This window comes from Chromatium okenii, from assembly GCF_016583745.1.
Taxonomy (GTDB): Bacteria; Pseudomonadota; Gammaproteobacteria; order Chromatiales; family Chromatiaceae; genus Chromatium; species Chromatium okenii.
Genome location: NZ_NRRQ01000012.1, coordinates 1 through 25352, shown reverse-complemented (window position 1 = coordinate 25352; position 25352 = coordinate 1). Strand labels below are relative to the sequence as shown.

Genomic DNA, 25352 nt, shown 5'->3' with positions numbered 1-25352 from the left:
ACTGGGCTGACGAGGCGGGTTTACACTGCCGCAGCACCGCTCACGATTTCGGAGATTTCTTGCGTGATTGCTGCTTGACGCGCCTTGTTATAAACCAGTTGCAGCTCACCGATGAGATTGCCCGCGTTATCGGAAGCGGACTTCATCGCCACCATGCGTGCTGCCTGTTCGCACGCACTATTCTCAACGACTGCTTGATAAACCAGCGATTCAATATAACGGGTGAGCAGCGCATCTAACACGGTGCGGGCATCTGGCTCGTAGATGTAATCCCAATGACTCGGCAGCGGATCCTGTGCTTCGCCACTGATGGGCACCAACTGACGGATCAGCGGCCGCTGGGTCATGGTGTTCACAAAGGAATTGCTGATGACATAGATCGCGTCAATCTGTTTGGATTCATACGCATCCAGCATGACCTTGACGGTGCCGATCAAGTCTTCAATGTGCGGTTGGTCGCCCAAATGCGTGGCCTGTCCCAACACCTGCCCGCCGAACCGCTTAAAAAAGCCCAGCGCCTTGTTGCCAATGGCACAAAACGCCACGTCAACGCCGGCGGTTTGATGCGCTTTCACTTCAGCGGCTAACCGGCGAAACAGATTGCTGTTCAACCCGCCGCACAAGCCCCGATCTGAGGACACCACGATATAACCGACGGTTTTATGCGGGCGCTGCGCGGACATAAACGAGTGCCGATATTCCGGCGTCGCATGAGCCAGATGACTAATCACCTGCAACATCTTTTCCGCATAAGGACGGGAAGACGACATGCGATCCTGAGCCTTGCGCATTTTCGAGGCGGCGACCATTTGCATCGCCTTGGTAATCTTTTGGGTACTCTTAATGCTTGCGATCTTGGTGCGGATTTCTTTGGCGCCTGCCATATGGTTTGTTTCAACCCTTGTTGGTTTCAATCCTTGTTGTATTTGGACCATCAAATCCACCCAACCCCCCTTTTCCAAAGGGGGGAGATGTTGCGCCCCCCTTTGGAAAAGGGGGGCAGGGGGGGATTGGTGAGATCGGGCTTACCAGGTGTTATTCGCCTTAAAAGTCTTGATCGCAGTGTGCATCGCACCCTGAATGGCATCGTTGAAATCGCCAGTGGCGTCAATCTTCGCAAGCAATTCCGCCTGCGCTGATTTGATATAACTCTGCAGCGCCCGCTCAAAATCAACGACCTTTTTCACATCCACGTCGTCGAGATAGCCTTCGTTAGCGGCAAACAGCGAAATCGCCATCTGTCCCACGCTCATCGGCGAATACTGCGTTTGTTTCATCAACTCAGTGACGCGCTCACCGCGTTGCAACTGCTTGCGCGTTGCCTCATCCAAATCAGAAGCAAACTGCGAAAAGGCCGCCAATTCACGGTACTGCGCCAGCGCCAAACGAATGCCGCCGCCGAGCTTCTTAATGATCTTGGTTTGCGCCGCGCCGCCGACCCGCGACACTGACAGACCGGCGTTAATTGCCGGACGGATGCCAGCATTAAACAGATCGGTTTCCAAGAAAATCTGCCCGTCAGTGATCGAAATCACGTTGGTGGGCACGAATGCCGACACGTCACCCGCTTGGGTTTCAATGATCGGCAGCGCCGTCAACGAACCGGTTTTACCCGTTACCTTGCCGCCAGTCGCCTGTGCCACATAGTTCGGATTGACCCGCGCTGCGCGTTCCAGCAATCGCGAATGCAGATAAAACACGTCGCCGGGATAGGCTTCCCGACCCGGTGGCCGCCGCAGCAACAACGACACCTGACGATACGCCCACGCTTGCTTGGTCAAATCGTCATACACGATCAGCGCATCTTCGCCCTTATCGCGGAAATACTCGCCCATCGTGCAGCCGACATAAGGCGCGATGAACTGCATTGCCGCAGATTCCGCCGCCGCCGCCGCCACAATGATGGTATGCGCCATCGCATCGTGTTCTTCGAGCTTGCGCACCAGCGCCGCAATCGAGGAATTTTTCTGCCCAATGGCAACGTAAATGCACTTAACGCCCGTGCCTTTCTGATTGATGATCGCGTCAATCGCCACCGCCGTTTTACCGGTCTGGCGGTCGCCAATAATCAACTCACGCTGACCACGACCAACCGGCACCATCGCGTCGATGGCTTTCAAACCCGTTTGCACCGGCTCATCAACCGATTGCCGCGCAATAACGCCCGGCGCGACCTTTTCAATTGGCGACGTGCCAGCCGCGTTAATCGGCCCCTTGCCGTCAATCGGATTACCGAGCGAATCCACGACCCGCCCCAGCAACCCTTCACCAACCGGCACTTCCAACACGCGCCCAGTGCAGCGCACCCAGTCACCTTCGGACAGATGCGTATAGTCGCCGAGAATCACCGCGCCGACGGAATCACGCTCCAGATTCAACGCCAAACCAAAGGCGTCGCCCGGAAATTCCAACATTTCATAATACTTAGCGTCAGATAACCCATGAATACGGACAATGCCGTCGGTCAAGCTGACGATGGTGCCCTCAGTCCGGGCTTCGGTCTGAAGGTCGAAATTTTCGATCTTCTGTTTAATGAGATCGCTGATCTCGGATGGATTCAGTTGCATGACGGTGTCCAGTTCAGAATTGCAAAGCGTTAGCCAATTGCTTGATCTTGCCGCGAATCGAGTCGTCGAACACAAGATCGCCAGCGCGGACTTCAATCCCGCCGATCAACGCGCTGTCCGTCTCGACCGTCAGCTCCACGCGACCGCCGAGGCGACGTGCCAGCGCCGTAGCGAGGGTTGCCTGTTCTTCGGCGCTAACCTCGAAAGCACTGCGCACCTGCACATGACGCACCCCCTGATCGGCGATCCGGCGCACTTCAAACAGACGCGCAATCTCCGGCAGAGCCGTTAAGCGGGCATTGTGTGACAACAACCGCACGAGATTTGCTACTTCAGCAGGCAGTTGCGCCCCGCAGACCTCAAGGATGAGATCACGAACCCGCTCACGCGGCAGGCTAGGATTGCCAATTTGGGCAGTGAGGTCGGGATCGGTCGTCACCAACGCCAGCAGTTCCAACGCCTGTGACCAAGCGTCAACTTCCCCGACGTCCTTGGCACGCTCGAACACTGCTTCAGCATAGGGACGGGCGATGGTGGTCATATCTCCGGCCATGAAATACCCCTAGAGCTGCTTGGCGAAAGTATCGACGAGCGACCGGTGTGTATCGACATCGATCTCTTTATGCAGAATTTTTTCGGCAGCCGCGATTGCCAATGCTGCAACCCGCTCCCGCAATTCTTCGCGGGCGCGATTGGTTTCGCGCTCAATCTCAGCCTGCGCGGCTGCGACCAAACGACCACCCTCAGCGCGAGCATCATCCTTCGCTTCCTCAACGATTTCAGTTGCCCGTTTCTGTGCCTGCGTCACGATCTCAGCCGCAGTCGCCTTCGCTTCCGTCAGCAAGGCTTGAGCATGTTGCTCACCGCGAGCGCGTTCTTGATGACCGCGTTCCGCAGCAGCAAGACCTTCTGTAATTTTGGTCTTGCGCTCTGCCAGCGCCGTAACAATGGGCGGCCAGACATATTGCATACAAAACCAGACGAACACCGCAAAGGAGATCATCTGGATCAACAAAGTCAAATTGATATTCATAGCGTCACCTCGTGCCTAGGTCTCGTACCGAATCAGGGTAGTTGGTGGAAACCGCAACCCTGGCGGGAGCGGGACGTCAATTAGGCAGCAAACATGAGGTATAAGCCCATGGCGATCGCAATAACGGGCAGGGCGTCAACCAAACCCATCACGATGAAAAACTGGGTACGCAGCATCGGAATCAATTCCGGCTGACGGGCAGCGCCTTCCAAGAAACGACCGCCGAGAACGCCGATACCGACGCCAGCGCCAACGGCACCGAGACCGAGCATCAGGCCTGCGCCGATGAATTTAATAGCTGCTGCAAATGCTTGTGCGACTTCAAGTTCCATGAGTTCCCCCAGGTTAGGTGTTGCGATGAAATAATGAATGGTAAAACGGTGATTCAATGCGATCAAACACTCCGTTAAAGCCAAACGCGACTTTAACGGAGTGTAATTGATTTAGTGATGCTCTTGGTGCGCCATATCGAGATAAACGATTGTCAACACCATAAAGATAAAGGCTTGCAGCGTGATAATCAAAATGTGGAAAACAGCCCAAACAAATTGGAGCAAACCACCAGTGATATTCAGCGTCATGCTACCGCCGTAGAGCAATGCGATCAGAATAAAGATCATCTCACCGGCGTACATATTACCGAAAAGACGCAATGCCAGTGAGAGCGGTTTTGATAAAAGACTGATGCCTTCTAACAATAGATTTGCTGGCAAGCCAAATTTACCAAACGGTTGCAATGTCAATTCACCTAAGAACCCGCCCACACCTTTCATTTTGACGCTGTAAAACAACACCAAGAAAAAGACTGTCAGCGCCATTCCAAAGGTGGCATTGGGATCAGTAGTTGGTACCACGCGCAAGAACACATGATGCGGATCAGCGCCGAATACAGCAATGAATTGACCGAATAAATAAGGCAGCAAATCAACTGGCAATAAATCCATCAGATTCATTAAAAATACCCACGCAAAGATGGTGAGCGCCAGCGGTGCTACCATTGCATTCTTGGCATTAAATGAACCGCGCACATTGTCCTCAACAAAATCGACAATCCACTCGACGAAGTTCTGCGCCCCGGCCGGAATTCCCGCAGTAACTTTTTCAGCTACCCCTTTGAAAAACCAGATAAATAAGCCGCCGAGCAACACGGAGAAAAACACGGTATCAACATTGACTGCCCAAAAACCCATTGCAGCAGCATCGGCGCTGGAATGTGCAAAACCAAACCCGTGCTCAGGATGAACGCCGAGCGTCAGATTGGTGAGATGGTGCTGGATATAGCCTTGGGAAGTGAGTATTTCGGAAGAAGACATCAATCATTTCTCACATCTGGTTTTGACTGCCGAATTGGGCGGCGATCACAGTTGGTATGACTTGAGTGGAAAAATAAGCACCCAGCATGACCGGTAGATTAAGGTTAGTAAATACGACAACTGCTAATGCAAATAATCCGAGAATAACCGCAATTTTTATGGCTTCGCCCCAATAAAAACGCGCTGCTAAATGCGAAATTTTTTGAGCGCGGTAGTCTCGAAACATCCAAGCTGCGAGTAGTGCGTTAGCAATGATACAAATCCCAGCACCAGTGCCAATAGACAATGCTAAATCGCTGCGCAGCAAAAACGCGACGATAATTATCAGTAACCCAAAAGCGATTTGAGCCTGAATGATTTTTTTTGCTTGGATTGCACCCGGCTGCTGCATGAAATCGTCACGAATCGGGTGATTTAAGGTGCCTTATCGAAGGTATAGTATAAGGCGTTGCCGATAAAGGGTCAACGCAAGTCCGTGTATTTTTCTGCAACAATTATTTGCGCATCTCAAGTAAATGGCGGGCACCGTCTAAAAAAGGAATCTGCAGCGGGTGAACGCGCACCCGATCTGCCATTGCCGACCAGGATGATTCATTGCAGCGCCCCTTCATTAACAACATCCGTCCCGTCGGCACCAGCAGCCGTTCCTGCGCCGGTAAAATATCGGTTTCCGCCACCGCCCGACTCACCAGCGTCGTAAACAGGCGCTCCGGTTGATAACGATCAATCCGCGCCTGCACCGGCGCCACGTTGCGCAGTCCCAACTCCAGCACCGCCTGTCGCACGAAGCGAATTTTTTTGCCGTTGCTGTCCAGCAACACGAACTCGCGCTCAGGTGCCAGCAGCGCCAGCGGAATCCCCGGCAATCCCGCACCCGTGCCCAGATCAAGTATCCGCTCGCCGTCGAGATACGGCAGCAGCGCCACACTATCGAGCAGATGACGAGCGACCATGTCCAGCGGATCACGCACCGCCGTCAGGTTGTACACCTGATTCCACCGCGCCAGCAGCGCCAAAAATTGTAGCAAACCCGCGTGTTGCTCTGCCGTCAGCGCCAGCCCCATTTGCGCTGCGCCCTGCGTCAACCGCTCGCCGAGCTGCGCCGTATCAAACGCAATTGGATTGGTTTTTTTGGTCATTCAGCCCGACTGCCGTTTGAGATGAATCAGCAACAGCGACACCGCCGCCGGCGTCACGCCCGGAATTCGCGCCGCTTGTCCGACCGTCAGCGGACGCACCCGCTTGAATTTCTCGCACACTTCTTTTGACAACCCGCGCACCCGATCAAAATCAAATTCAGGTGGCAGCGGTTTGGTTTCCTGCTCGCGCTGGCGCTCAATCTCAGCACGTTGGCGTGTGATATAGCCGTCATAACGCGCTTGAATTTCCAACTGTTCACTCACCGCCGCTGCCACCGCTTCCGGTGCTGCGCCCGTCAACTGCTGCACTCCGGCATAACCGACGTTAGGACGCGCCAGCAGCTCAGATGCCCGCGCTTCCCGCCGCAGCGGTTCACCCAAAATCTGCGTCGCCAGCGTTTGATCGACCGTGTCGGGGCGAATCCACAGCTCACGCAACCGCTGGCGCTCGCGTTCAATCGCCTCGCGCTTCGCCTCAAACAGCCGCCACTGCGCCTCGCCAACCAAACCGAGCTGGCGTCCAATCTCAGTTAAACGCAGATCGGCGTTGTCCTCGCGCAGCGTCAACCGATATTCAGCGCGGCTGGTGAACATCCGATACGGCTCGTTGGTGCCGCGAGTGACCAAATCATCGACCATCACGCCCAAATATGACTCGTCCCGGCGCGGCAGCCACGGCTCGCGCTCTTGAATCTGCAACGCAGCGTTGACGCCCGCCAATAAACCCTGCGCGGCTGCTTCTTCATAACCGGTGGTGCCGTTGATTTGCCCGGCAAAAAACAGCCCGCGCAGATGCCGCGTTTCCAGCGTCGGCGCGAGATCGCGGGGATCAAAAAAATCATATTCAATGGCATAGCCGGGGCGCGTGAGATGCGCGTGTTCCAAGCCGCTGATCGAGCGCACCAGCGCCTCTTGAATGTCATACGGCAGGCTGGTGGAGATGCCGTTGGGATAGACCTCGTGGGTGTCCAGCCCTTCCGGTTCGAGGAAAATTTGATGCGAATTTTTATCGGCGAAGCGGACAATTTTGTCCTCAATCGACGGGCAATAGCGCGGGCCAATTCCTTCAATCACGCCCATAAACAGCGGCGAGCGCGACAGCCCGGAGCGGATGATGTCGTGAGTACGTTCATTGGTTTGGGTGAGATGACAACTGACTTGGCGCGGATGTTCGGCAGCGCTGCCGCGATAAGAAAACACCGGCACCGGTTCATCACCGCGCTGCTCGGCGAGCTGGCGATAATCAATAGAACGGGCATCAAGACGCGGTGGCGTGCCGGTTTTCAGCCGCTCCACCGCAAAAGGTAATTCACGCAGGCGTCGCGCCAGCGCGGTGGATGGCGGATCGCCAGCGCGACCACCGTCGTAATGCGCCAGCCCGATATGAATGCGTCCACCCAAAAAAGTGCCCACTGTGAGAATCACGGCGCGTGCCGCAAAGCGCAGCCCCATTTGCGTTTGCACGCCCACGACGCGCTCATTGTCGACTATCAGATCGTCAACGGTTTGTTGAAACAGGGTTAAATTGGGCTGATTTTCCAGCGCGAGGCGCACGGCGGCTTTATACAGCGCCCGATCCGCCTGCGCTCGCGTGGCGCGAACTGCCGGCCCTTTGCTGGCGTTGAGAATGCGAAATTGGATGCCAGCGCGATCTGCGGCTTGCGCCATCACGCCGCCCAGCGCGTCGATTTCCTTGACCAGATGTCCTTTGCCGATGCCGCCGATTGCCGGATTGCAACTCATCTGTCCGAGCGTCTCGATATTCTGGGTGAGCAACAGCGTCCGCACCCCGCACCGCGCTGCCGCCAATGCCGCCTCGGTGCCCGCGTGACCGCCGCCAACTACCACTACATCGTATTGATCGCTTGCCCACATAACCAAAAGAGCCTGAAGCCATGACGTCGCCTAGTCTAAATCAAATCACCACCTCCAATCGCAGTCTGCCCGACACCATTTTGGACTGCGCCCGCGCCGTCATTCTCGGCAAAGACCACGAACTGCGCTTGGCGCTGACCTGTCTGCTGGCGCGGGGACACCTGTTGATTGAAGACGTGCCCGGCGTCGGCAAAACCACGCTGGCGCATCTGCTCGCCCGCCTGCTGGGGCTGGACTATGCGCGGATTCAATTCACCAGCGATCTGCTGCCGGCTGACGTGATTGGCGTAGCGATTTATGACCGCACCAGCGAGACCTTCCGCTTTCATCCGGGGCCGATTTTTTCCCAACTCGTGCTCGCAGATGAGATCAATCGCGCCACGCCGAAAGCGCAGAGCGCGTTGCTGGAGGCGATGGAAGAGCGGCAGGTGACGGTGGAGGGCGAAACGCGCCCGCTGCCGGAGCCGTTTTTTGTGATTGCCACCCAAAATCCGCTGTTTCAAATCGGCACCTTCCCGCTGCCGGAGTCGCAGCTTGACCGCTTTTTGATGCGGATTCGGCTGGGTTATCCCGCCGCCGCGCAGGAAAAACAATTGCTGGCGGGCGAGGATCGGCGGGAAATGGTAGCGCGGCAGGCACCGGCGCTGAGTCATGCCGAATTGCTGGCGCTGCAACAGCGCGTCGCCGCGATTCACGCTGCCGCCCCAATCATTGATTACATTCACGCCATTTTACAATTCACTCGCGGTTCAGAACGCTTCATGTATGGCTTATCGCCGCGAGCTGGTTTGGGATTATTACGCGCCGCCAAAGCGTGGGCATTATTAGCAGAACGTGAATACGTCATTCCCGAAGATGTCCAAGCAGTATTGCCATCTTGTGTCATTCATCGCTTAATGGGCGGCGAGCCGGGACAACGCATTTCTGAAACGGAAATCACCGCGTTTATCTTAAATAACGTGCCGGTGTGATGCCGCACGTTTTGAACTATTTTTGCCGCAGCGTCCGAATTTGATCCCGCACTGCGGCAGCCTGCTCAAACTCCAAATTCTTCGCATGTTGCGCCATTGCTTTCTCCAACGCTTTAATTCGTTTCATCACTTGCTGCGGCGTCAATTGATCAGTGGCATCTATTTGTGCCGCCACCTTTTTGAATTGCCGTGATGCCGTTGGTGCGCCAGGCGTTGCTAATTCTAAAATATCATTCACATTTTTACGGATCGTTTGCGGCGTAATGCCATTGGCGCGATTCGCAGCAATTTGTTTGGTGCGCCGCCGCTCGGTTTCATCAATTGCCCGCCGCATCGCGCCGGTGATGCGATCTGCGTACAAAATCGCCTTGCCGTTGATATGACGGGCAGCGCGTCCAATCGTTTGAATCAGCGCATCTGCCGACCGCAAAAACCCTTCTTTATCGGCGTCTAAAATGGCGACCAGTGCCACCTCCGGCATGTCCAATCCTTCGCGTAACAGATTGATTCCAATCAACACATCAAACACGCCGAGGCGCAGATCGCGGATGATTTCGACCCGCTCCACCGTGTCGATGTCGGCGTGGAGATAACGCGCTTTGACGCCGTGCTCGCTGCAATAGTCGCTCAAATCTTCCGCCATCCGTTTGGTCAGCGTCGTGACCAGCACCCGCTCGCCGAGCGCAGCGCGTTGGTTAATTTCTGACAATAAATCATCTACTTGCGTTAAAACCGGACGCACCTCCAGCACCGGATCAACCAGCCCGGTCGGGCGCACGACCTGTTCAATCACGGCGCTGGAATGATCCAGTTCATACGGGCGCGGGGTGGCGGAAACGTAAATCGTCGGCGGCTGGCGAGCGCAAAATTCCTCGAATTGCAGCGGGCGATTATCAAGTGCGGAAGGTAAACGAAAGCCGTAATTGACTAAATTTTCTTTACGCGCCCGGTCGCCACGATACATGCCGCCGAGCTGGGGAATGGTGACGTGGCTTTCATCAATCACGACGATGGCGTCGGGCGGTAAATAATCATAGAGCGTGGGCGGCGGTTCACCAGCGGCACGTCCTGAGAGATAACGACTGTAATTTTCAATGCCAGAACAATAGCCCACTTCGAGCATCATTTCTAAATCAAATTGGGTGCGTTGTTCTAACCGCTGCGCTTCGACTAATTTGTTATTCTCGCGCAGCCATTCGAGTTGCGTTTTGAGTTCTATTTTAATTAATTCGATGGCGTTGAGAACGATTTCTCGCGGCGTGGCATAATGCGTTTTTGGAAAAATGGTGCAGCGGGTAATCTGTTGTTTTACTGCGCCAGTGAGAGGATCAAATAGCGCCAATGCTTCAATTTCTTCATCAAATAAAGTGATGCGAATGGCGGTGTCTTCAGATTCGGCGGGATAAATATCTAATACGTCGCCGCGCACGCGATAGGTGCCGCGAGTGAAGGCGACATCATTGCGGCTGTATTGCAACGCGGTGAGGCGATGGAGGATGGCGCGTTGGTCAATGCGGTCGCCGCGTTTGAGGATCAGCACCATTTTGAGATAGGCGGCGGGATCGCCCAGCCCGTAAATGGAGGAGACGCTGGCGACGATGATGACGTCGTGGCGTTCGAGCAGGGCTTTGGTGGCGGATAGGCGCAGTTGTTCGATGTGTTCGTTGATGGCGGAATCTTTGGCGATGTAGGTGTCGGTGGCGGCGACGTAGGCTTCCGGTTGGTAATAGTCGTAGTACGAGACGAAATACTCGACGGCGTTGTGCGGGAAAAAGTCGCGCATTTCGCCGTATAACTGGGCGGCGAGCGTTTTGTTGGGCGCGAGAATCAGCGTCGGGCGCTGCACTTGGGCGATAACGTTGGCGATGGTGAAGGTTTTGCCGGAGCCGGTGACGCCCAGCAGCGTCAAGGCTTCAGCGCCAGCGTTGAGACCGGCGACGAGTTGGCGGATGGCTTCGGGTTGATCGCCAGCGGGGGCGAAGGGAGCGGCGAGTTGGAACGGGAGCATGTTTTGAATTGTCGGTTTTTTGAGTTGGCGGTTGTCAGTGGGACGATCATTGATGCTCAGGTTTCGTGGTTTCGCTATGATTGTCGCGTCACCTCAACCTGTCATTTCGCTACATTTTGGAATTTTTAAGGAATCATCGCCGATGACCACGACACTTGCTGCCCGCGTTCTGGCTGTCAAACCTTCCGCTACGCTCGCTATTACCGCTCGCGCCAACGCACTCCGCGCTGCTGGTAAAGATGTGATTGGTCTCGGCGTCGGGGAACCCGATTTTGACACGCCAGATCACATTAAAGCCGCCGCCATTGCTGCGATTAACGCCGGTTTTACCAAATACACCGCCGTCGATGGAACGCCCGCTTTGAAGCAGGCGATTGTCGATAAATTCAAGCGCGAGAATGACTTGGACTACGCGCCAGCGCAGATTTTGGTGTCCAGCGGCGGCAAGCAGAGCTTTTTTAATCTCGCGCAGGCGGTGCTGGATCACGGCGATGAAGTCATCATTCCCGCGCCGTATTGGGTGTCATATCCCGACATGGTGCGCTTGGCCAGCGCCACGCCGGTTTTGATTCACGCTGGCGCTGATCAGGCGTTCAAAATCACTCCGGCGCAGTTGCGAGCGGCGCTGACGGCGCAGACACGGATGGTGGTGATTAACAGCCCGTCGAATCCAACGGGCATGACCTACAGCAGCGCAGAATTGGCGGCACTCGGCGCGGTGCTGCGCGACTATCCCGACGTGTTGATTGCGACCGATGATATGTACGAGCACATCCGCTGGAGCAGCGAGCCATTCGTCAACATCGTCAACGTCTGCCCCGATCTCGCGCCGCGTACTTTGGTGCTCAACGGCGTGTCCAAAGCCTATGCGATGACCGGCTGGCGCATTGGCTACGCTGCCGGACCGGTGGCGATCATCAAGGAAATGACCAAGGTGCAATCACAAAGCACGTCAAATCCGAATTCTATCGCGCAGGTCGCAGCGCAGGCGGCGTTGGAAGGCTCGCAAGAGTGCATCGGCGTGATGCGGCAGGCGTTCAAAGCGCGTCACGATTTTGTGGTCGAGCGCCTCAATCAAATCCCCGGCATTCACTGCCTGCCGACTGACGGCACCTTTTATGTCTTTCCGAGCGTTCACGGCATGATCGAACGGCTGCCCGGTGTCACTGATGACGTGGAGCTGGCCGAGCGGATGATTGATGCGGGCGTGGCGCTGGTGCCCGGCGCGGAGTTCGGTTTGGGCGGACATCTCCGCATTTCGATTGCCACCAGCGACCGCAATTTGGAGCTGGCGCTGGAGCGCATCGCCGGGATGGTCAGCGCATGATTGCCGCGCCAGCGTTGCGATCCTTCCTGTTATTGCTGCTGGTCAGTGCGCTGCTGAGTGGTTGCGCCAGCCTGCTGAAACCTTGGCAGACGCCGGAGGTGGCGCTGCTCCAGCTCCAGCCGAAGGCGCTGGGATTAACGCGACAGGTGTTGATCGCAACGCTGGCGGTCAGAAATCCCAACGACCGCACTCTGCCGATCAAGGCGATGACCTATCACATTGGTTTGGAAGGGCAGGATGTCGCGGAAGGTGGCGGGGCGCTGGCGCAACAGATTCCGCCCTTCGGCGAGGCGACGGTGGAGGTGGAAGTCAACGGCAGCGTGTTGACGCTGCTGCGGCAATTACCGGCGTTGGCGCTGAAACAGCAGCCGCTGGCGTGGTCAATTGCGGGCACGGTGACAATCGCAGATGGGATGCTGACCTTGCCGTATCGCTACGCCGGTAAGATTGATGCGCGGCAACTGCGCACTGGCAGCAAATAACACGCACAACTGAAAACTTCTCCACCCGCTTCGGTTCCCATGACCGACACTCTTATTCACCACGCGCTTGGTCTGCACCTGCATCAGCCGCCAGATAATCTGCGGCTGTTGCTGGCGGTCAATCCGTGGGAAGCCGAGGAGATCATTCTGTGTTATGCGCGGGCGGTGCGGTTTGCCCAGCAGTATCGGGATGTGGCGCGGTTGCACGTCAGCTTTTCAGGAATTTTGCTGGAACAATTGACTGATCCGCAGCTCGTGGATCGGTATCGCCATTTGGTGGACGTGCCGGCGATGCTCAACGCTTACCGCGAGGCGGACAATATCGAGCTGTTGGGCACTGGCTACTATCATCCGATTTTTCCTTTGATTCCGCGTCCCGATTGGGGCGAACAGCTCGCGCACGGACGCGCCATGATCGAACGGATTTTTGGACGCGCTCCGCGGGGATTTTGGCCGCCGGAGCTGGCGTTTACGATGGAGATGATTCCGGCGCTGGTGCAGGCGGGTTATGAGTATGTGATCGTTGATGGCGTTCATGTGCGCCCTTTTGATGGCATTAACGATAGTTTTCGCCCGTATGTCGCCTGTTATGACGGCATGTGCATCACGGTGGTGCCGCGTGATCGGGAGCTGTCGAACGCGCAAGAAAGCGGGCTGCGGCTGGATTGGTTTCAAGATGAACTGCGCTGGCGCGTTGCCGGTTCTCCGCGTCCGCACGCGCCGCGTTTGCTGACATCGTGGTCGGGTGGCGAAAACGGCGGCTGGTTTCGCCAACACGATGAACCAGCGGGATTTTTCGGTTACTTTTTCGCGCCGTATATGGATTGGTGCCGCAGCGGTCATGCCGACATTGTGCCGCTGCACCTCAGCGATTATCTCGCGCAGGTGCGACATCTGCCGCCAGCGCGGGTGCAAGCCGGGGCGTGGAATGTTGGCAGCAGCGCCGGGGTTGATTTCTCGCAGTGGTGCGGCAGCACTGAACAACAGCAAGCGGTGGCTGATATCCAACGGTTAAGTGCCTATTACTGGACGCTGTGCCAAGATCATCCCGACGTGTGGCAGTTGGCTGGTGACACGCTGCACACAGCACGGCGCTTGATTTTAGAAGCCGAAACCAGTTGTTTTCTGTTTTGGGGCGAGGCGTGGATTCCGCATTTATATGCCCGCATCGCTCCCGCTGAAGTGGCATTGCGCGATGCCGAAACGCGATTGCGGCGGTGACAACGGCGCTGCCGACTGACAACTTATTTCGCAACCGCGCAATTCCCACAATTATCACGGTGCTGCTACGCAGCCGAGGATTCCAACCATCACCACACCTGCGGCTCGCCTCCCAGACCCTGACCGCCCGCTGTGCGAATTGACGCCTTCTGCCGCTGTTCTGGATTTGACTGCACCTGATTTGGCAGCGCCGCTCATCGCGCTGGAGCCGGTGTTTCCACTGGTCATTCACACCAGCCAACTGGTGCTGGAGACGGGCGCACCGGGTGAAATTCTGGTGCATTGGCATCTGGACGCAGATGAGTATCTTGGCGTCGGTCACGCCTTCCCGCCCAGCGGCGGTGCGCCGATACCGGCGCTGCGGTTACGGCGTTTGCACCCGGACGGAGGCAGCGAAGCCGCAGCGGAAGTGCGGCTGGCGCTCACCGGCACGCAGGGCGATGGCGAGCGCGAGTTCACGGTGGGGCTGGATGCCGCGCAGTTTGAAGCCGAACTCGGCTTGACCAACGATGACGGCGGCTGGATGCTGCTCGCCCGCTCCAACCGGCTCACCGCCACCAGCACTGCGCCACCGCCCGCCGCCGTTCACACCACCGCGCAGCCGCTCCCGCCGCCGCCAATTGCCACCCCCGCTGCGCCGCAACCCGACGCTGCGCCCGCGCCCAAACTGACACCTGCGTCACTGTCCGAGCTGGCGCTGGAATTGTCATTTGATCCGCATCTCGACCCGCCGCTGACCGCGCTGGAGCCGGTGTTTCCACTGCCAAAGCTGGCGCAGCCGCCAGCGCCCGCTGCGCCGCGTATTCCCACGTTGATTTATGGACGCGCCATTCCTGGCGCAGCCGCCAGCGCCCGCTGCGCCGCGTATTCCCACGTTGATTTATGGACGCGCCATTCAACGCCATGCAGGTTTATTGATTGAAGCGGAATTGCGCATTCACGGCAGCGGCGAACCCAATAGTGAAATTGACTTATTTGGACAGCGTTATTTTATTGGCGCAGGTGGACGTTTTCAATTGTTAATTCAGGTCGATGATCCCGCATTATTAACGCAAGCCTTATTGCAACATCCCCCGCCTGAACTCACCAGACTGCGTCCAGAATAATCGCGCAATGATGCGGTTAAATCAAAACACAATTGCGGTTATTATTGCGCATCATCTGTTTTAGGATAGTCACATAATGCACATCATCTTGGTGAGCGCCGAATGCGCACCGGTTGCTAAAGCGGGCGGACTTGGTGATTTCGTACAGGGGCTGGCGCGGGAATTAACCCATTGCGGCGAAACCGTTGAGATCATGCTGCCGTATTATGACGTTTTGCGCACGACGGAATTGCATGATCTGCACGAAATCTGCGCCGATTTGCGCGTCCCTTTTAATCAGCACCACCTCACTTGCCGCGTCTTCAATGCCACCTTAACCGGCGTCAATTGTGTATTCTTTGATCCGCAATCGCCGCAAGGGTTTTTTCAACGCGGGCGCATTTATGGCGAAACGGATGATGCTGAACGCTTTGCGTTTTTTGCGCGGGCGGTGTTGGAATTCATTTTGAATTCCAAACGGCAGCCAGATATTTTGCATTGCAATGATTGGCATACCGGCTTGATTCCGGTGCTGTTATACGAAATTTATCAAGCCTTGGGAATGAACCGCACTCGCGTCTGCTATAGCCTGCACAATCTTGGTTATCAAGGACAAGTGAGTGCAGAGCTTTTGCAGCAAGTAGGTTTAGAACCGCGCCGCTTATTACAAGCAGATCGGTTGTGTGATCCGCACGATGGACGGCAGGCTAATTTATTAAAAGGTGGCATCGTGTATTCCAATTTTGTGAATACAGTATCACCGCGCTATGCTTGGGAAATTCAACACACTGAGCAAGGAATGGGATTGCAGCCGCTATTCAAAACTCATGCGCATAAATTCGGCGGCATCTTAAATGGCATTGATGATGCGATTTGGAATCCAGACTGCGATCCGCTGGTGCCACAACCATTTAACATCAACACGTTACCGCATAAAGCCTTGAGTCGGCAGGCGCTGCGCACGCAGTTGGGATTACAAACAGACAGTAAACCCATTATTGCGATTGTGAGCCGTCTCGATCATCAAAAAGGTGTGGCGTTAATGGCGCACGGTATTCGCACCGCATTGGCAAATAATAGTCAAGTGGTGCTACTCGGCACTGCGCTTGATCCGGTGATTGCTGCGCAGTTTGCGCAATTAAAACAGGAAACACTCTCTAACCCCGATTGTCATTTGGAATTGGGTTATAACGAGCAGTTAGCGCATTTGATTTATGCGGGCGCGGATATGATTTTAATTCCAAGCCTGTATGAACCGTGCGGTTTAACGCAAATGATCGCAATGAAATATGGAGTAGTGCCGGTAGTGCGACGGGTGGGCGGCTTGGCAGATACGGTGTTTGATGCCAATTATTCTGAGCAGCCTTTTGAATTGCGCAATGGTTATGTGTTTGATGAACTCAGCGCCGCCGGTTTGGATAGCGCCTTATTACGCGCCATTGGTTTATGGCACGCTTATCCCGAGTATTTCCGCCAATTGCGCGTCAATGGCATGGCGTATGATTTTTCTTGGCGGCAGCCGGCGCAGCGGTATTTAGACATCTATCGGCAATTGGCGACCACAGTTTGAGATTCGGCGCAGTGCAGTTCATCCATTTCTAATAACGCCCGAATGCTATGGCGGGCGCTGTCACCCACATCAGAAAACTCAATGCCTAAATTCCATTGATTATTTGTTGCGGGTGAAATCCAACTCACTGCGCCCATCACTTGAATTCCTTGCTGACAATCTGGAATGTGCATTTCAATTAACACGGTTGTTTGTAAGGGCAGGGCGCGTTTGCTTTGCACTTGTAACCCTTTTTCACTCAAATCTTGCCCCAACACTTGCTCAATTCCCAAAACTGGAATTTTTGGAATCAATGGCAATAATTGCACCTGCCCTTCCCACAATTTACGCGCCGCATGTCGCCGTTCATCAAATGGTTTTTTGGGCATCAGTTATTCCTCTGGTGATTATCGTTATATTGGTATCATTGCGTTAATGACATCTTAAAACAGGACTGCGTGATGATGCGTACTGCGCTCATTCAATCTGCCCCATTTAGTATTATGGGAATTCTCAATTGCACGCCCGACAGCTTTTCCGATGGCGGGCGTTATCTTGCGCACGAGGCGGCGGTGGCGCACGGGTTGGCGATGTGTGCGGAGGGAGTGGATGTGATTGATGTTGGCGGCGAATCCACTCGCCCCGGGGCGGAGCCGGTGCCGGTCGCGGTGCAGGAACAGCGGGTGGTGCCGGTGCTGCGGCAGTTGCGGGAGCGGATTCCAGCGCGGGTGGCGTTGAGCATTGACACGACCTCGGCGCAGGTGGCAGCGGCGGCGCTGGCGGCGGGAGCAAATTGGATCAATGACACCTCCGCCGGCAGTGACGATCCAGACATGTTGCCGCTGGCAGCCGCGCACGGTGTGCCCATCGTGTTGATGCACCGTCAAGGTCAGCCGCGTGATATGCAAATGAATCCGCAATACGACAACGTGGTCGCTGAAGTCTGTGCGCAATTAACCGCTCGCGTGGCGGCGGCGCTGGCGGCGGGCGTTGCTCCGCGCCAGATTGCGTTAGATCCGGGGCTGGGATTTGGCAAACGGTTTGAACATAACTGGGCATTGTTGGCGGGACTCTCAGAACTGGTGGCACTGGGATTTCCGGTCGTGCTCGGTGCGAGTCGCAAACGGTTTTTGGCGACGGTGAGCGACGGTGCTGCGCCAGCCGCTTTGCTCTCCGCCACCTGCGCGACCACCGCGCTGGGCGTCGCCGCCGGAGTTGCCGTGCTGCGCGTTCACGATGTTGCTGCCAATCGCCACGCCGCTGCCGTCGCGTGGGCAGTACGTCAAGCAGCGCCAGCGCGTTAAGTCGGAATCACGACCATGCCCGCAGTCAACAGCGGCGTCACCTCGGCGGCGGGCAGCGGATGCGCAAAAAGATAGCCCTGCGCAACAAAACAGTGGTGGTTAATTAAAAACTGGCGCTGCGCTTGCGTTTCCACGCCTTCCGCGATGATGTGCAAACCCAAATTGGCACCTAAGCCGATGATTGCCTTGACGATAGTCACGCTCTGCGTCGGCGACGCACCGGGCACAATATCCGCCGCCGTAATGTCAGCCAGAAACGACCGATCAATTTTGAGCGCCTGCATCGGCAGGCGATTGAGATAACTCAGCGACGCATAGCCGGTGCCGAAATCATCCAGCGAGAGTGCAAATCCCAACTCGCGCAGCCGCGATAAAATCACCACCGCCTGTTCAATTGAGTGCATCGCCGCGCTTTCAGTGACCTCGAATTCCAAATCAGCGGCGCTCACTTCGTATTCTGCAATCACCTGTTGAATATGGCTGATTAAATAATCTTGATACAGCTCATTTGCCGACAAATTTACCGCCACCGGCACCAGCGGCACTCCAGCCTGCCGCCAGCGTTGAATTTGCTCACACGCTCGCCGCAACACAATTGGCCCGATTTGCACCACCAAGCCGGTCGTTTCCGCCATCGGAATAAAGCGCCCCGGCAATACCAATCCCCACTCAGGATGATTCCAGCGCACCAAGGCTTCCAAGCTCAATACCGCTCCGGTCGCCATATCGACGCGAGGTTGATAATGCAGCACCAACTCATCGCGCTCGAATGCCAGTCGCAGCGCCTGCTCAAGCTGAAATTGCTCCAATAATTGTTGATTGAGCGTGGCGGTATAAAAGCGATAAGTGTGCCGCCCGTCAGCTTTGGCGATGTGCAGCGCGGCATCGGCGTGGCTGATTAAAGCGTCGGTCGTGCTGGCATCTTCGGGATACAGCGCAATGCCCGTGCTGGCGGTGATATGAGCGCGATCAATGCCAAAAGTGATCGGTTCATCCAGCGCGGTTTGAATCCGTTCGGCGAGACTGGCGGCATCGCGGACTTGCCGCAACTGCGTGATTAACAGCAGGAAATTGTCACCGCCGAGGCGGGCGAGCACATCTTCTTCACGCAACAACGTCCGCAGGCGTTGGGCGACGGCTTGCAACAGCCGATCACCGGCAGCGTGCCCCAGCGAGTCATTGATAAACTTGAGATTATCCAAGTCAACCGACAGCACCGCCAAGTGAGACGTCGTGCGTGCCGCCTCCAGCAGCGCCTGTTCAATCCGTTCGCGCATCAAAATGCGATTGGGCAAGCCGGTGAGCGGATCGTAGCGCGTGACGTAGCTCAATTGCGCTGATAATGCCCGCTTCTCGCTGACATCTTCCGCCATCTTGACGAAATGCGACACCAGCCCGTGTTCATTACGCAACGGCGTGATGAACGCCTGTTCCCAATACGCTTCGCCAGATTTTTTGCGATTCTGAAACTCACCTCGCCACGGTTGTCCCGCCGCCAACAATTGCCACATTTTCTCTTCAATGGAATCTGCGATACCACTAAAACGCAACAACGCCACTGGCTGCTTAAACACATCTTTACGCGTGTAACCCGTCACTTCACAGAACCGCTCATTGACGTATTCAATAATGCCTTGCGTATCCGTAATGACCACAATACTTGGACTTTGTTCAATCACCAGCGCCAAGCGTTGAATTTCAGTTAGTTGCTGTTTGTTGGCGGTGATATTGACCAAACCGCCATAGACACGGCGCAGCGGATTTTGTCCGAGTTCCAATACGCATTCATTCGTCACCCGCATCCAGCATATTGAACCATCACGATGCCGCAAACGTAATTCACAACTGCTACTTTGCCCGGGTTGAATTTGCGCGACCTGCGTTTGGAAAATGTGGAGATCATCGGGAATAACGAGAAACCCCCAACAGCCTTTTGTAATCACTTCGCCGATTGAATAGCCAGTGAGTGCTTCAACGGAGCCAGTCATCCAATCGACTTGTAAAACACCTGCGCCAGAATCAACGCAGGAATAGGCAATATCAGTCATAATTGCGGTCAGTTGCCGATAGCGTCCCTCGCGGGCAATGCGTTCAGTTTGATCGATAACCGTGCAAACAAATTCTGCGTTTTCGTTAATCGTGCCGGGCAGACGAATGAGCGTTAAATCAGCGACCAAGGTGCTGTTTTTCAATCCATGCAGTGAAATTTCTAAACAATCCGCTTTACCAGAACTGCGTGCTTTTTCAAACGCATTTTCTAATACTGATACATGATGAGGATTAGCAAGATGACTGAACAGTTGGCGATTGAGCGCCAGCAAATTGATTGCAGCAGCATTCGCTTCTTTGATGCGTCCTTGCCACGAGACTAATAATGCGGGCAAGGGCAAATTTTCATATAAACGAATAAAGCGCGTGAGCGCCAATTCATTCGCTTCTTGGCTATCTCGCAGCGCATCTTGTTGAATGAGCAGCTCGGCATGATAAATGTGCAGCTCTTCTAACAGCATATCCAAACTAAATTCACCGCGTTTGAATTCAGCCAACACGCTATCAAAGGAATGATCATGCAAGATACGCCGTGCTTGTTCCCGCAAGCGCGTTGTTTCAATCAAGGTCTTGCTAATTTTCATTAGTCTTGCAACCAACCATTAAAAATGAAACACAACTTTTTGTAAGTTTTAACATTATTTTATACAGGATCATGCTATTTTTTGCATCATAATGCAGAAATCGTGAATCAATTGAGGTGGTACCGTCAACAGCGTTCAACAAACGGCAACCAAGTTGACCGATTGTTTCACAGATATGCCGATTCTTCGAGACTCGCGCCGGCGTCATTCCGTGGCGTTTTGACTGTCAAAGGCGGGTTTTTCGCTGGTGCTTTGGGTAGACTGATCTGGTTAAACACGCAGCGTCTTACGGAGACCTCCTCTCATGCACCGCACCAGCGGCATTTTGCTCCACCCTACGTCGTTACCCAGCCCTTTTGGGATCGGTGATCTTGGGCCCAGCGCCCGCCATTTTGTCGATTTCCTTGCCGAAGCCGGACAGGGGTTGTGGCAAATGTTGCCACTGGGGCCAACGGGTTATCAGGATTCGCCTTATCAATGTACTTCCGCCTTTGCCGGTAATTCGCTGCTCATCAGCCCTGAAGACCTGGTGCAAGCCGGTTGGGTGGCGGCGACTGCGCTGGAGGCGCGTCCTGAGTTTCCCGCCGCGCAGGTTGATTTTGGAGCAGTGGCCGTTTGGAAACATGCGTTATTGCAGACGGCGTGGGATGGTTTCAATGCTGGCGCCAGCGCCGCTGACCGTCAGGCTTTTGCCGAATTTTGCGCGGCAGAGGCGGGATGGTTGGAGGATTTTGTGCGGTATTGCGCCCTCAAAATCCATCACGAGCATTTGCCGTGGACGGACTGGGAACCCGCATTGGCGCAACGCGAGCCGGAAACGCTCGCGCAGTGGAGTGCCGCACACGGCGAGGCGCTGGATTTACAACGCTTTGCGCAATTTGTATTTTTCCAACAGTGGCAAGCACTTCGCACCTACGCCCACCAGCACGGCGTCCATCTAGTCGGCGACATCCCCATCTTTGTCGCCCACGATTCGAGCGAAGTGTGGACGCATCCCGACTGGTTTACGCTCGATGCCGCCGGTCATCCCACTGTCATCGCTGGTGTCCCGCCAGATTATTTCAGCGCCACCGGACAACGCTGGGGCAATCCGCTGTATCGCTGGGACGTACTCGCTGCTGACGGGTATCAGTTTTGGATCAATCGCTTACAGCGGATGCTGCAACTGGTTGATCTGGTGCGGATTGATCACTTTCGCGGCTTTGCGGCGTACTGGGAAATCCCAGCGACCGAAGAGACCGCCATCAATGGACGCTGGGTGGAAGGGCCGGGGCTGGCGCTATTTCAAGCACTACAAACCGCACTGGGTGCCGATTTGCCGCTGATTGCCGAAGATTTGGGCGTCATCACACCGGATGTTGAAATGCTGCGCGATACGCTGCAACTGCCCGGCATGGCCGTGTTGCAATTCGGTTTTGAAGGAATTGAAGGTGATTTTGGGCGCTCCTCCTTTTTGCCCCATCATCATCGCCCGCAACAAGCGGTATACACCGGAACCCACGATAACAACAGCTTACAAGGCTGGTGGGCAGAACGTGATCCCGCCACGCAACAGCAAATTTGCCGCTATCTCAATAGCACCGGAAAAGAGATTCATTGGGATGGAATTCGCGTTGCATTAAGTTCGGTCGCCGCATTAGCACTATTTCCCTTGCAAGACGTATTGGGTTTAGGTGCTGAATCCTGTATGAATCGCCCCGGCGTGGCGGGCGGCAATTGGCAATGGCGCTATTGTGAAGCGCAATTAGATACTGCCGCCACCGCCGCGCAATTGCGCGAATTAACGCGGCTATACGGACGCTTACCATTTACTGCAACGTAAACGTCATTGACTCCAGCGTCACCTGAATAACCCATTCACCTCGTGCCAATTAGCGATGCGCAGCACCCTCATTTTTTTCACCTTCCTTCTATTCTGCTTCATAGTCGCCACGCTACTGACGCCTTTATTGGTAGCGACCGGCTGGTTCACTATAGAACCACAGCGAATAATGAGCCGTCTCACGCAACTCCTGATTTTAATTGGCATTTGGCCATTATTATCCGCATTGGCACTTACTAACCGCGCCGCGCTTGGCTATGACATCACGCGGCGCATTTGGTGGCGCAGTTTTATTTATGGCAGTGTGATTGGCAGCGCCATGTTATTGATAGTAGTGCTGGCGCTATTAGCACTCACTATTCGGATTCCCGCCCCGCCAATGACATTTTGGGCTGAATTCTTACCGAAACTCACGCAAGCATTATTGGGCGGTTTACTCATTGGTCTCATGGAAGAAACCTTTTTTCGGGGCGCACTGTACAGCGCCATTCGCGCCCGCGAAGGAATACGCGCTGCGATCATTGGCTCGGCATTATTATATGCGGCTGTGCATTTTCTCAAACCCGGCGTATTACCCGCCGACGTTGTATTTAATAGCAGCACCGCATGGTTTTTATTCACCCACGCCTTTACTGATGCGTTCAATTGGCACCAGATTGACAGTTTCACCGCGTTATTGTTTTGTGGAATTCTACTAGCACTTATACGCGAACACAGCGGGCATATTGGCTGGTGCGTTGGGATTCATGCCGGCTGGGTGCTGGTAATTCAACTGACGCGCTGGCTCACCGACAATAATAGCAGCGCCCCATTTGCTTATTTAGTTGGGCATTATGATGGCGTCATTGGTTGGCTCGCCGCACTATGGATCGGGTTAATCACCGTTATTTATTGGCGGTTAATTCCACAATTCCGCACCACTACGCAATAATAGCCACCGTTACTATTCACGATCAATTCAACTTTGCAGGACTTTTCAATGCACGACATGACAATGACTGCCAAACCTTGGGCGGGACGTTTTAATGCGCCAACTGATGCGTTTGTTGAAGCCTTCACCGCTTCGGTCAGCTTCGACCAACGGCTGTATGCCTATGATATTCAAGGCTCAATTGCGCACGCCACCATGTTGGCGCAACAAGGCATCGTGACTACTGTCGAACGCGACGCGATCATTGCCGGATTGGAAGCGGTGCGAGCAGAAATTGATGCCGGAGCTTTTAATTGGTCAATTCCGTTAGAAGATGTACACATGAACATTGAAACGGCATTGACGGCGCGAATTGGCGAAGCAGGTAAAAAACTGCACACCGGACGCTCGCGCAATGATCAAGTGGCAACCGATGTGCGGTTATGGCTACGCGCTGAAATTGATGTGATTTGTTTAGAAATACTGCGGCTACAAACTGCATTGCTTGATTTAGCCGAGCGCGAATTGAATACAATCATGCCCGGCTTTACACATTTACAGGTTGCGCAACCCATTACATTTGGACATCACCTATTGGCATGGTTTGCGATGTTGGAACGTGATTATGAGCGGCTAATTGATTGTCGGCGGCGCTTAAATGTGATGCCACTGGGTGCTGCCGCATTAGCGGGCACGACTTATCCTATTGATCGGCATTACACTGCACAATTATTGGGTTTTGAACGACCCGCTGAAAATTCACTTGATGCGGTCTCAGATCGAGATTTTGCGATTGAATTCACCGCTGCTGCCGCTATTTTAATGATGCACCTCTCGCGTTATTCTGAAGAGCTCATTTTATGGTCATCTGCACAATTCAATTTTATTGAATTAGCCGACAGTTTTTGCACCGGTTCTTCTATCATGCCCCAAAAGAAAAATCCTGATGTACCTGAATTGGTGCGGGGTAAAACTGGACGCATCTTTGGGCATTTGATGGGGTTGCTCACTTTAATGAAAAGTCAACCGCTGGCGTATAACAAAGACAATCAAGAAGATAAAGAACCGCTGTTTGATACCGTTGACAATCTAAAAGGTGCGCTGCGCGTATACGCCGATATGATGGGCAATATCACCTGTCATCGACAACAGATGCGGACAGCAGCACAACAGGGATTTAGTACAGCGACTGATTTAGCGGATTATTTAGTACGGCGGGGTATTGCCTTTCGTGATGCACATGAAATCGTTGGTAAAGCAGTGGCTTTTGGAGTGCGCGAAGGACGTGATTTATCTGAATTCACGTTAAGCGAATTGCAACAGTTTTCTACAATGATTACAGATGACGTGTTTACGGTATTAACGTTAGAAGGTTCCGTGGCTGCCCGCGATCATTTTGGTGGTACTGCACCTAATCAGGTGCGGGCAGCAATTGTGCGGGCACGGGTGCGATTACAGGCAATCAGTGCCGTTCAATAATCGCTTGGCAATAGATGACATTGTGAACAGCATTTGCGCAAGTAACGTCTATTGAAAATGCTGTATTTGTATTCACCGCAACGGTAACAGTGATGATGACAGACAGCCTTGATCAATTAAATGCTCAATTGCTACAATTTGCGCGTGAGCGCGATTGGGAGCAATTTCACACGCCAAAAAATTTGGTAATGGCGTTGGCAGGTGAAACCGGCGAATTGCTGGAACATTTTCAATGGTTGACTGAAACCCAGAGCGCAACGTTAAGTGACGATAAGAAGCAGCAGGTGGGGTATGAAATGGCCGATATTTTATTGTATCTCATTCGCTTGGCAGAGCGATTGGATATTGATTTGATTGCGGCGGCTAACGAGAAAATCGCAATTAACGCTATTCGCTATCCCGCTGCAAAGGTGCGTGGCGATGCGCGAAGAGCTGATGACTATAGGAGTTACGCAGTTGACCAAAAATAGCTTTAGAATATAGTCGATCCACCACAAAATGATTGTTAAAATCGGCGCAGCACCTTCAATCCTACTGTTGTGCCGCAATCAATTTATTCTGGCTTGGCTATACAAAGATGAACGCTGCAAAATGTACCGAACAAGATTACATTCAGTTTTTAATCGCTACTCCG

General features: G+C 54.3%; 24 protein-coding genes. 12 read left to right on the top strand and 12 right to left on the bottom strand.

Annotation, left to right across the window (positions count from 1 at the left end):
- Positions 1–20: 20 nt before the first annotated feature.
- The 9 genes from atpG to mnmG all read right to left on the bottom strand — a co-directional run bounded on the left by atpG (position 21) and on the right by mnmG (position 7927).
- The gene (gene atpG / locus CKO12_RS06375; RefSeq protein ID WP_200153912.1) at positions 21–884 is read right to left on the bottom strand and encodes a F0F1 ATP synthase subunit gamma; all 864 of its coding nucleotides are present in this window, start codon (positions 882–884) and stop codon (positions 21–23) included.
- A 141-nt stretch (positions 885–1025) separates the two neighbouring features.
- Positions 1026–2567: a F0F1 ATP synthase subunit alpha gene (gene atpA / locus CKO12_RS06370; protein ID WP_200153911.1), complete on the bottom strand. Its 1542-nt coding sequence runs from the start codon at positions 2565–2567 to the stop codon at positions 1026–1028.
- A 13-nt stretch (positions 2568–2580) separates the two neighbouring features.
- Positions 2581–3120: a F0F1 ATP synthase subunit delta gene (locus CKO12_RS06365; RefSeq protein ID WP_200153910.1), complete on the bottom strand. Its 540-nt coding sequence runs from the start codon at positions 3118–3120 to the stop codon at positions 2581–2583.
- A 9-nt stretch (positions 3121–3129) separates the two neighbouring features.
- Positions 3130–3600 (bottom strand): F0F1 ATP synthase subunit B, encoded by a 471-nt coding sequence (locus tag CKO12_RS06360; RefSeq protein ID WP_200153909.1) that lies wholly within the window; start codon positions 3598–3600, stop codon positions 3130–3132.
- Between the two features lie 80 nt (positions 3601–3680).
- Positions 3681–3932, bottom strand: a complete 252-nt coding sequence (gene atpE / locus CKO12_RS06355) for a F0F1 ATP synthase subunit C (RefSeq protein WP_105074832.1) — start codon at positions 3930–3932, stop codon at positions 3681–3683.
- Between the two features lie 111 nt (positions 3933–4043).
- Positions 4044–4913 carry a F0F1 ATP synthase subunit A gene (gene atpB, locus CKO12_RS06350; RefSeq protein ID WP_200153908.1) on the bottom strand — a complete coding sequence of 290 codons (870 nt, stop codon included), beginning with the start codon at positions 4911–4913 and terminating at the stop codon, positions 4044–4046.
- A 10-nt stretch (positions 4914–4923) separates the two neighbouring features.
- On the bottom strand, positions 4924–5304 hold the full coding sequence (locus tag CKO12_RS06345; RefSeq protein WP_200153907.1) for an ATP synthase subunit I: 381 nt from the start codon (positions 5302–5304) through the stop codon (positions 4924–4926).
- Between the two features lie 103 nt (positions 5305–5407).
- The gene (gene rsmG / locus CKO12_RS06340) at positions 5408–6052 is read right to left on the bottom strand and encodes a 16S rRNA (guanine(527)-N(7))-methyltransferase RsmG (protein ID WP_200153906.1); all 645 of its coding nucleotides are present in this window, start codon (positions 6050–6052) and stop codon (positions 5408–5410) included.
- Positions 6053–7927, bottom strand: a complete 1875-nt coding sequence (gene mnmG / locus CKO12_RS06335; protein WP_200153905.1) for a tRNA uridine-5-carboxymethylaminomethyl(34) synthesis enzyme MnmG — start codon at positions 7925–7927, stop codon at positions 6053–6055.
- Between the two features lie 20 nt (positions 7928–7947).
- On the opposite strand from mnmG, the gene CKO12_RS06330 reads away from it, so the two are divergent.
- Positions 7948–8898 carry an AAA family ATPase gene (locus CKO12_RS06330; protein WP_200153904.1) on the top strand — a complete coding sequence of 317 codons (951 nt, stop codon included), beginning with the start codon at positions 7948–7950 and terminating at the stop codon, positions 8896–8898.
- A gap of 16 nt (positions 8899–8914) precedes the next feature.
- On the opposite strand, the gene uvrB is transcribed toward CKO12_RS06330, so the two are convergent.
- Positions 8915–10906: an excinuclease ABC subunit UvrB gene (uvrB, locus tag CKO12_RS06325; protein WP_200153903.1), complete on the bottom strand. Its 1992-nt coding sequence runs from the start codon at positions 10904–10906 to the stop codon at positions 8915–8917.
- Between the two features lie 142 nt (positions 10907–11048).
- On the opposite strand from uvrB, the gene CKO12_RS06320 reads away from it, so the two are divergent.
- From CKO12_RS06320 to CKO12_RS06295, 6 genes are all read left to right on the top strand, one after another.
- Complete coding sequence (locus CKO12_RS06320; protein ID WP_200153902.1) at positions 11049–12233, top strand: pyridoxal phosphate-dependent aminotransferase; 1185 nt, start codon at positions 11049–11051, stop codon at positions 12231–12233.
- Positions 12230–12715: an LEA/WHy family protein gene (locus tag CKO12_RS06315; RefSeq protein WP_200153901.1), complete on the top strand. Its 486-nt coding sequence runs from the start codon at positions 12230–12232 to the stop codon at positions 12713–12715. Before CKO12_RS06320 ends, CKO12_RS06315 begins: the two co-directional genes overlap by 4 nt.
- Before the next feature lie 39 nt (positions 12716–12754).
- Complete coding sequence (locus CKO12_RS06310) at positions 12755–13936, top strand: polysaccharide deacetylase family protein (protein WP_200153900.1); 1182 nt, start codon at positions 12755–12757, stop codon at positions 13934–13936.
- Positions 13937–14075: 139 nt separating this feature from the next.
- The gene (locus CKO12_RS06305) at positions 14076–14858 is read left to right on the top strand and encodes a hypothetical protein (protein ID WP_200153899.1); all 783 of its coding nucleotides are present in this window, start codon (positions 14076–14078) and stop codon (positions 14856–14858) included.
- A complete protein-coding gene (locus tag CKO12_RS06300) occupies positions 14755–15042 on the top strand; it encodes a hypothetical protein (protein ID WP_200153898.1) in 288 nt (95 codons plus the stop codon). The genes CKO12_RS06305 and CKO12_RS06300 overlap by 104 nt, the downstream gene beginning before the upstream one ends.
- Before the next feature lie 76 nt (positions 15043–15118).
- The gene (locus CKO12_RS06295; RefSeq protein ID WP_200153897.1) at positions 15119–16591 is read left to right on the top strand and encodes a glycogen synthase; all 1473 of its coding nucleotides are present in this window, start codon (positions 15119–15121) and stop codon (positions 16589–16591) included.
- On the opposite strand, the gene CKO12_RS06290 is transcribed toward CKO12_RS06295, so the two are convergent.
- Positions 16564–16959, bottom strand: a complete 396-nt coding sequence (locus CKO12_RS06290; RefSeq protein WP_200153896.1) for a PilZ domain-containing protein — start codon at positions 16957–16959, stop codon at positions 16564–16566. The two genes, CKO12_RS06295 and CKO12_RS06290, sit on opposite strands and share 28 nt — an antisense overlap.
- 72 nt (positions 16960–17031) lie before the next feature.
- On the opposite strand from CKO12_RS06290, the gene folP reads away from it, so the two are divergent.
- Entirely contained in the window at positions 17032–17874 is an 843-nt protein-coding gene (gene folP / locus CKO12_RS06285; RefSeq protein WP_242466239.1) for a dihydropteroate synthase, read from the top strand.
- On the opposite strand, the gene CKO12_RS06280 is transcribed toward folP, so the two are convergent.
- Entirely contained in the window at positions 17871–20507 is a 2637-nt protein-coding gene (locus CKO12_RS06280; protein WP_200153894.1) for a putative bifunctional diguanylate cyclase/phosphodiesterase, read from the bottom strand. The two genes, folP and CKO12_RS06280, sit on opposite strands and share 4 nt — an antisense overlap.
- A gap of 304 nt (positions 20508–20811) precedes the next feature.
- Here CKO12_RS06280 and malQ point away from each other — a divergent pair, with 304 nt between their 5' ends.
- From malQ to CKO12_RS06260, 4 genes are all read left to right on the top strand, one after another.
- Positions 20812–22329, top strand: a complete 1518-nt coding sequence (gene malQ / locus CKO12_RS06275; RefSeq protein WP_200153893.1) for a 4-alpha-glucanotransferase — start codon at positions 20812–20814, stop codon at positions 22327–22329.
- A gap of 169 nt (positions 22330–22498) precedes the next feature.
- Positions 22499–23260, top strand: coding sequence for a CPBP family intramembrane glutamic endopeptidase (locus CKO12_RS06270; RefSeq protein ID WP_242466238.1), 762 nt, complete (start codon positions 22499–22501; stop codon positions 23258–23260).
- 48 nt (positions 23261–23308) lie between these two features.
- Positions 23309–24718, top strand: a complete 1410-nt coding sequence (gene argH, locus CKO12_RS06265) for an argininosuccinate lyase (protein WP_200153891.1) — start codon at positions 23309–23311, stop codon at positions 24716–24718.
- 95 nt (positions 24719–24813) lie between these two features.
- Positions 24814–25188 (top strand): nucleotide pyrophosphohydrolase, encoded by a 375-nt coding sequence (locus tag CKO12_RS06260; RefSeq protein ID WP_200153959.1) that lies wholly within the window; start codon positions 24814–24816, stop codon positions 25186–25188.
- The last annotated feature ends 164 nt before the right edge of the window (positions 25189–25352 follow it).